The sequence below is a fragment of the Aliterella sp. E5.1 genome, assembly GCF_057473825.1.
In genome coordinates this window covers 1-5,954 of the sequence record NZ_JBYCCV010000156.1, presented here as the reverse complement: position 1 = coordinate 5,954, position 5,954 = coordinate 1, and the positions used below count along the sequence as shown (strand labels likewise).

Annotated in this window: 7 protein-coding genes and 1 pseudogene; 4 read left to right on the top strand and 4 right to left on the bottom strand. The window is 43.0% G+C overall.

What is annotated here, in order from left to right; translation table 11 throughout:
- The first annotated feature begins 240 nt into the window (after positions 1-240).
- From AC2VE5_RS23750 to AC2VE5_RS23735, 4 genes are all read left to right on the top strand, one after another.
- Positions 241-1,134, top strand: coding sequence for a transposase (locus AC2VE5_RS23750; protein WP_486890121.1), 894 nt, complete (start codon positions 241-243; stop codon positions 1,132-1,134).
- Between the two features lie 220 nt (positions 1,135-1,354).
- Positions 1,355-1,564 carry a hypothetical protein gene (locus tag AC2VE5_RS23745; protein WP_486890120.1) on the top strand — a complete coding sequence of 70 codons (210 nt, stop codon included), beginning with the start codon at positions 1,355-1,357 and terminating at the stop codon, positions 1,562-1,564.
- A 239-nt stretch (positions 1,565-1,803) separates the two neighbouring features.
- Entirely contained in the window at positions 1,804-2,628 is an 825-nt protein-coding gene (locus AC2VE5_RS23740; RefSeq protein WP_486890119.1) for a ParA family protein, read from the top strand.
- Entirely contained in the window at positions 2,600-3,778 is a 1,179-nt protein-coding gene (locus AC2VE5_RS23735) for a ParB/RepB/Spo0J family partition protein (RefSeq protein WP_486890118.1), read from the top strand. Before AC2VE5_RS23740 ends, AC2VE5_RS23735 begins: the two co-directional genes overlap by 29 nt.
- 30 nt (positions 3,779-3,808) lie before the next feature.
- Here the strand turns inward: AC2VE5_RS23735 and AC2VE5_RS23730 are convergent, their stop codons facing one another.
- The 4 genes and pseudogenes from AC2VE5_RS23730 to AC2VE5_RS23715 form a co-directional block, all read right to left on the bottom strand.
- Positions 3,809-4,501 (bottom strand): thermonuclease family protein, encoded by a 693-nt coding sequence (locus AC2VE5_RS23730; protein WP_486890117.1) that lies wholly within the window; start codon positions 4,499-4,501, stop codon positions 3,809-3,811.
- Positions 4,502-4,561: 60 nt separating this feature from the next.
- The gene (locus AC2VE5_RS23725; RefSeq protein ID WP_486890116.1) at positions 4,562-4,963 is read right to left on the bottom strand and encodes a hypothetical protein; all 402 of its coding nucleotides are present in this window, start codon (positions 4,961-4,963) and stop codon (positions 4,562-4,564) included.
- 15 nt (positions 4,964-4,978) lie between these two features.
- Complete coding sequence (locus AC2VE5_RS23720) at positions 4,979-5,521, bottom strand: hypothetical protein (protein WP_486890115.1); 543 nt, start codon at positions 5,519-5,521, stop codon at positions 4,979-4,981.
- 54 nt (positions 5,522-5,575) lie between these two features.
- Positions 5,576-5,638, bottom strand: a pseudogene (locus tag AC2VE5_RS23715) (competence protein CoiA family protein); the annotation flags it as partial.
- Positions 5,639-5,954: the final 316 nt, after the last annotated feature.

Below are 5,954 nucleotides of genomic sequence, written 5' to 3'. Positions count from 1 at the left end.
TTCGCACGGCATTCATGAGCAAAGATACCTGACTGGGTAGACTACTAATAAAAAATCGATTTTCCGTTGGACTTTGACCGTTACAGCGCCGCTCACTTTGCAAGCGACGTTTGCGGAAGGAAGCTTCTTCCCGCAAAGCTCGCGCACCAGAACGACGGTTTGTAGCCCTTGCCACAGGGGTTTTTGGATTAGACTTGTCGGGAAATAAGCCAGAATAGAAGGAATTGATAGGAAAAAACAATATTAGACATCAAGCGAGTGCTGAGGCAAGAGCGGCTATTAAGGGCATTAACCGGATTGAATCAAAAAGCCTTTGAAGCACTGATGCCAAAGTTTAGTGAGGTGTACGAGCAGACACGTCAGACCCAGCTACGTCGGCGCGCTCTTGGTGGAGGACGAAAAGCTCGATTGCAGACAACTCAAGCAAAACTATTTTTTATCTTGTTTTACTTCAAGTGCTACCCAACGTTCGATTTGGCGGGAGTAATCTTTGAAATGCACCGTTCTCAAGCACATGAATGGATGCACCGCTTACAGCCAGTGTTAGAAGCTGCGTTAGGCAAGATTTTGATGTTGCCGGAACGCCAACTTGATAATATTACAGCTTTTCGAGAGCGCTTTCCAGAGGTAAAACGGGTGATGATAGATGGGACAGAACGTCCAATTCAACGTCCGCAAGACCCTAAACAGCAGACCCTAAATTACTCCGGTAAGAAGAAACAACATACTCGCAAACACTTGGTCGCAGTAGATGAAACTAAACGAGTAATAGTGTTGAGTAAGGCACGGGAAGGTAAACTCCATGACAAACGCTTTCACGACCAAGATGATATTGCAGGTAATGTCCCAGATGAAATTCCGATAGAGGTGGACTTAGGCTTTCAGGGTTTACAAAACCAGTACGAGAATATTCATCTGCCACATAAGAAGCCCAGAGGAGGAGCATTGAGTAAGGCGCAAAAACAAGAGAACCACTGCTTGAGTCAATCACGTGTTATTTGTGAAAATGCCTTTGCTGGAGTTAAGCGTTACAACGCAGTCAGTATGGTTTATCGCAACCGGATTGAAGGTTTCGATGACCACTTGATGCTGACATCGGCAGGGTTATGGAACTTTTACTTGATGGCTGCTTAGAGTGAGGTAACTCCAAAACTAGCTGTGACTTGCCTAATTTTTATTTCCCGACAACTCTATTAAAAATGAGATGCCAGATTAATTATTATCACTAGAAGGCACACCTTTAAAATTGTGCTTAAAAAATCACTTTATGATATAGGTAGTAATTTTTTTAAACGGTTGTCGTCGTGAATTCCCCTTCATCAGGATAGTAGGGAGGGGATGAGGGGCGCGTTGCTTGCAGTGGAACCTACGAGAAAATGCCGGACAAGTTATGAACTCAGAGAAAATAGCTAAGTTGCTGTATGGCGAATTGGCAGGAAAGGATTTAAGCAGAGCTAAGGACAAGATTGGCAAGATCCTCTGGGCTGGCGCAAGGCAGAAGCGGTGGCAGGGAGTACCGGGGAAGCTAGGGGCTTATAGGATATCTTCTGCTTCTGCAAAATAGGTTTAATTAAAAAAACAGTGTACTGTAAACCTACAGTACAAAATTAATTAGTTACAGTTACCCAGAAAATATAAATTCAATACCATTAGCACTCTAAACTACACTCTAGTTTAGAGTGCAATTAACAGTAAGAAGTCTATTTTATAGGGGATAGAGAAATAACGAATGATAGGCGGCTATATAGCGTACCGTAACGCTACAGTACAAAATCTATTTTTATCACCAAATTCTTCTGGAATATGCTCAATCAAATAAGACTTGCAATTATGACTGGAGCAGGAGGCGTTGGAAAGACGACCCTAGCAGCCAACCTCGGCTACGAAGTTGCTCGGTTGGGATACAAAGTTGCTATTTTCGACCTCGATCCCCAAGGTTCTCTCAATGTAGCTTGCCGACTGAACAAAACTCCCGCTCCAAAAGCTACTACCGCTTGGATTTACTCTGGTTTCTTTGATGGGACATACACTTTAATTCACGTATGGGAACAGCACGTAAAGAGCCTAGAAGTGTTCCAAGGTGGAAGTGCTTTGTTCAAAGTTATGTCTAATCTTGCTCAAGCTAGTGGAAGCCATTTATTACAAGAGGCTCTAACTGAGTATCCTCTGCCCCACGATCTAATTATTTTTGATTGCCCAGCTACGTTAGAGCAAATTCCTAAGTCTGCTTTGATTGCTGCTACGCATTTGTTAGTTCCGCTCATGCCGGATGCTAAAGCAATCGATGGAACGAGGGTTTTACTCGATTGGTATGCGGCTAACGTTCAAGAATTTCACCTGTCTCCAGCACCCGCATTTTTAGGGTTCGTTATTAATAACGTTGAAGATGGAGCAGAACATCAACGCCTTTCTAAAGAACTTCCACCAAAATATGAGGCAAGGGGGTATCATGTATTTCCTGCTATTAGACATTACACGGCTTTTACAAATGCGTGGTCAGAAGCTATTCCTTTAAGAGTACATCGTGCAACGCATCCAGCATTAAAACCAATTGAAACAATAGCTCTGACCATCGGAGAAAAAATTAAGGGAGAAAAACGTGGTAAAACGAAATCGACTCGACGTTGATAGCTTTTTCTCTGAAGTCGATCAAAATCAAGAAGTTCACAATTTACGAGAGCGACTTGAGACACTAGAACATCAGCTAAATCAACAAGTCGATCGCGAACAACATCTAGTTACCGAAATCGAGCAATTGCGATCGCTTTCCATTGAACAGGACAATTCACAACTGCAAAGTCAGATTAGCCAGTTGCGAAAATATTTACAGGAGAATCAAGAAACCCTTCAATATCCTATTAGCAAGATTCAGCCAAATTTAGAGCAACCACGTAAAACTTTTACTGAAGAAGTGGAATCAATGGCACTTTCTCTGCAACAAGAAGGGCAACTCGATCCGATTATTCTATTTGAGGATGGAATGTTGTTTGATGGGGAGTGCCGTTGGCGGGCGGCAAAAAACTTAGGGTGGGAGACAATAAATGCTGTGTTTACAGCCAAACCCGATCAACCAAAAGTTTTACGGCGTAGAGCGTATCTGACAAGCTTGCATCGACGTGGATTAAATGCTCTTGATAAAGCTGAGACATTGGTAGCGATCGCGTGCGATGAGATTCCCGAGCTTCCCCCTGAAGAAGTCCCACGTGTCGTTAATCGGGTTCTGACCCGCCTGAAACGAAAAAAACAAACCCTTGGAGAACAACTACATTTACAGCCAAGCGAACGCTGGGATGCAGTCTTAAGCAAATGCGAAATGGAGGTAATTGAGCTTCAAGTTTTTAGAATTTTTCTAAGCTTACAAGAGCATCCAACTTCGTTAAATCGAAACGTTTTTCCCATCTTAAATCTCGCTCCAGATTTAAAAGCCGCAGTGCGCGAACAAACCCTTGGTTGTCCCCAGGCTTTAATTCTTAACCGCCTTAGCGCAACCCAACTTGGTATCTCAGAACGACAAGCCTTAAAGCTGCGTGAAAAAGGAGTTAGGGAAGTTCGCACTCAAAACCTTTCTACAGCACAAACTAAACAATGGGTAATCTCACAAGAAGCGCAATATATACAACCTTCTACATCTATAAGTAGAGATAAACAGATAGATCGTTTCTTGACAACCGTTCAGAAACTTGACTTAGCAAATACACAGGCAACACCAGAACAATTATTAGAACTTCAGCAGACTCTTGAAAATAAGATCGAGCATTTAAAACACCTGTTAAAGTAATTTAGTTTCTTAGCTGCGATCGCCTTTAAATTATGGCAAGCTTTCGCAAGCTATTCCATCCGAGTCACCGTCCAATCTAAATTTATCCCTAGGAAAAGCATTTAAGACCTGCTGCGCTTGGGCTTGAGTCTTAAAATCGCTACAATTGCAATCGCTATTAATGCAACTTGGCATCGATTGAGTTTGTACAAATGGAGCTACTTTATTTGGTATTTGAGGATTGCTACTAGACTTCCCCCGCCGATAATCCCAAGGCATGATAGGCGACTGCTGATTCCAAAAGCCTAATCTCTTTTGCCTAGCTTGCGTTTCCGCTTGCAAATACTGATCTTTGGTAGCAGCGCATCCATTGAGGTATTGGCGGTAAACCACTGATTGTCCTTCTTTTACCATTTGCAAATTAACCGATTGCTTACCTACATACAATTCGGCTACAGTTCTTCCATAGCGGTCGCGCATTATCTCTCGGACTTGTACCGCCCTGCCTAGGGGTAGCAGTTGCTTGAGCCGGGAGGTGGATTGTTGCCCCCAAGGAGATTGAGCGCGTTCAGGAGCGTCAACGCAAGATAACCGGATTGTTGTCACTTGACCTGACTTGCGGATACGCAAGGTGTCGCCGTCGCCAATGCTGACGACGGTGGCGGGGGTGATTTGGGCTATGGCTGATAAGGGAGCTAACAATAGTGGGAAAACCAATGAGACTTTCACTAGCAAGCTTTTCAAGGTATTTTTTATAGTTTTTTGAAGTAGATGCTGATAGTATTCCCAATTTTGCTGTAACTATCATACTTTTTGCATCACTGCCAAAACTTTACGCGCCACTTCAACTGAAACTGATGCTTTTGCCGCCGCATCGCGCAGGCGATCGCCCTGGTGCAGTGCTGTAATTACTCGTTGTGATGAAGGGTTAGATAAAAAATTTTGCTGCAAATCCATTGATATGCGATCCCTTACTTGTACTCCACCTTCTAAAATTTGCTCGTCGGCTAAAAGTGCAGCGAGAAATTCATCCTGCTTGCCGTCAATAATCTCTTGCTCTACAAGTGATAATACTTTGGGCTGCATCTGGTGCAGGTCGCGCTCCACTGCTTGAGTTTGATCGGGATCGACAAACAGGAAATATTCAGTTAGAGTACCAATTGGGTAGTTGCAACTGGAGTAGCGGTACTTAAAATACTTTTCCACATTCCCTCGATGCGCTCAAATGTTAATTACATCAATTTCTACAGTCTGGTAATGCAATCTCAAGTCCCGATATATCTCCGCCAGTCGCTTAGGCATGGGGCGGGTTGTTATGCCAATTTTGTGCAATACTTGCCCATCAGCTTGCACTTTTAAATAGTACAAACAAGCTTCCAGAATTTTCCTCATCTGAGCGCTGTAAATTCGTAAGTCAGTCAGACGAATTGACAATTCTTTTTGTGGTACTACGGAGCCAGAGTTGTCAAAAATAGCTGCTCCCAAATGCGCCAGCTTTTGCTCAATTAATGGCTCTTGCACACTATTAAATACTGTAAGAAGTAATACACCTACTGGAATTTGCCCCAGTTTAGCAAATCGGTAAGCTTTTCGACCCGTCCCGGCATTGACGTTTTGCGACTGCTCGATTAAGTTTTCTCTAGTAAAAGCTGGCAATATTTCCAGGCGGTCAATGCCATTGGTGTGCGCTTTATGTCTATGCCAAAGTTTCTTTAGCTGTTCTAACTCCTTGCCTGACAGGAAAATATTAAAGGCATCGTACAAAGGTAAATGCGGTATGTCGCGTGGATTTCTTTTGATGACTAAATTGCAGGTTTCGCCGCTATGGGCAAAGTGATGTTCTTTGATATTGCCCTTTTTGGCTATTAGCGTTTTACCACAATATGGGCATCTTACCCCTCTTTTGTCACTCTGAGTAAGGAAAAAACAAACTAAAACTTGAAAAAGCTTGTAATGTAAAGCTTTTAAACTTTATTTTCTCACATCAGACTTCCTTTGTAGTCATTTTGCCAAAATCCTGAGCTAAAGCAGGTTCTAGATTTTACTCTCCTGAAAGTGACAAAAGAGGGTTACAGCAGTTCTCAGTTGGGTGAAACATAGCAACAACAGTGGGTAAACCAGCCAATAATATCTTGGAGTGTCACCGCAGCTAGAGCATCGGTGATTGCTTGGTCTAACTGTGCATAGGTTCGCGCCG

Bases quoted from the DNA above. Each gene is read 5' to 3' on its own strand.
- AC2VE5_RS23740 (WP_486890119.1), top strand. From the start codon at position 1,804: ATGCTCAATCAAATAAGACTTGCAATTATGACTGGAGCAGGAGGCGTT.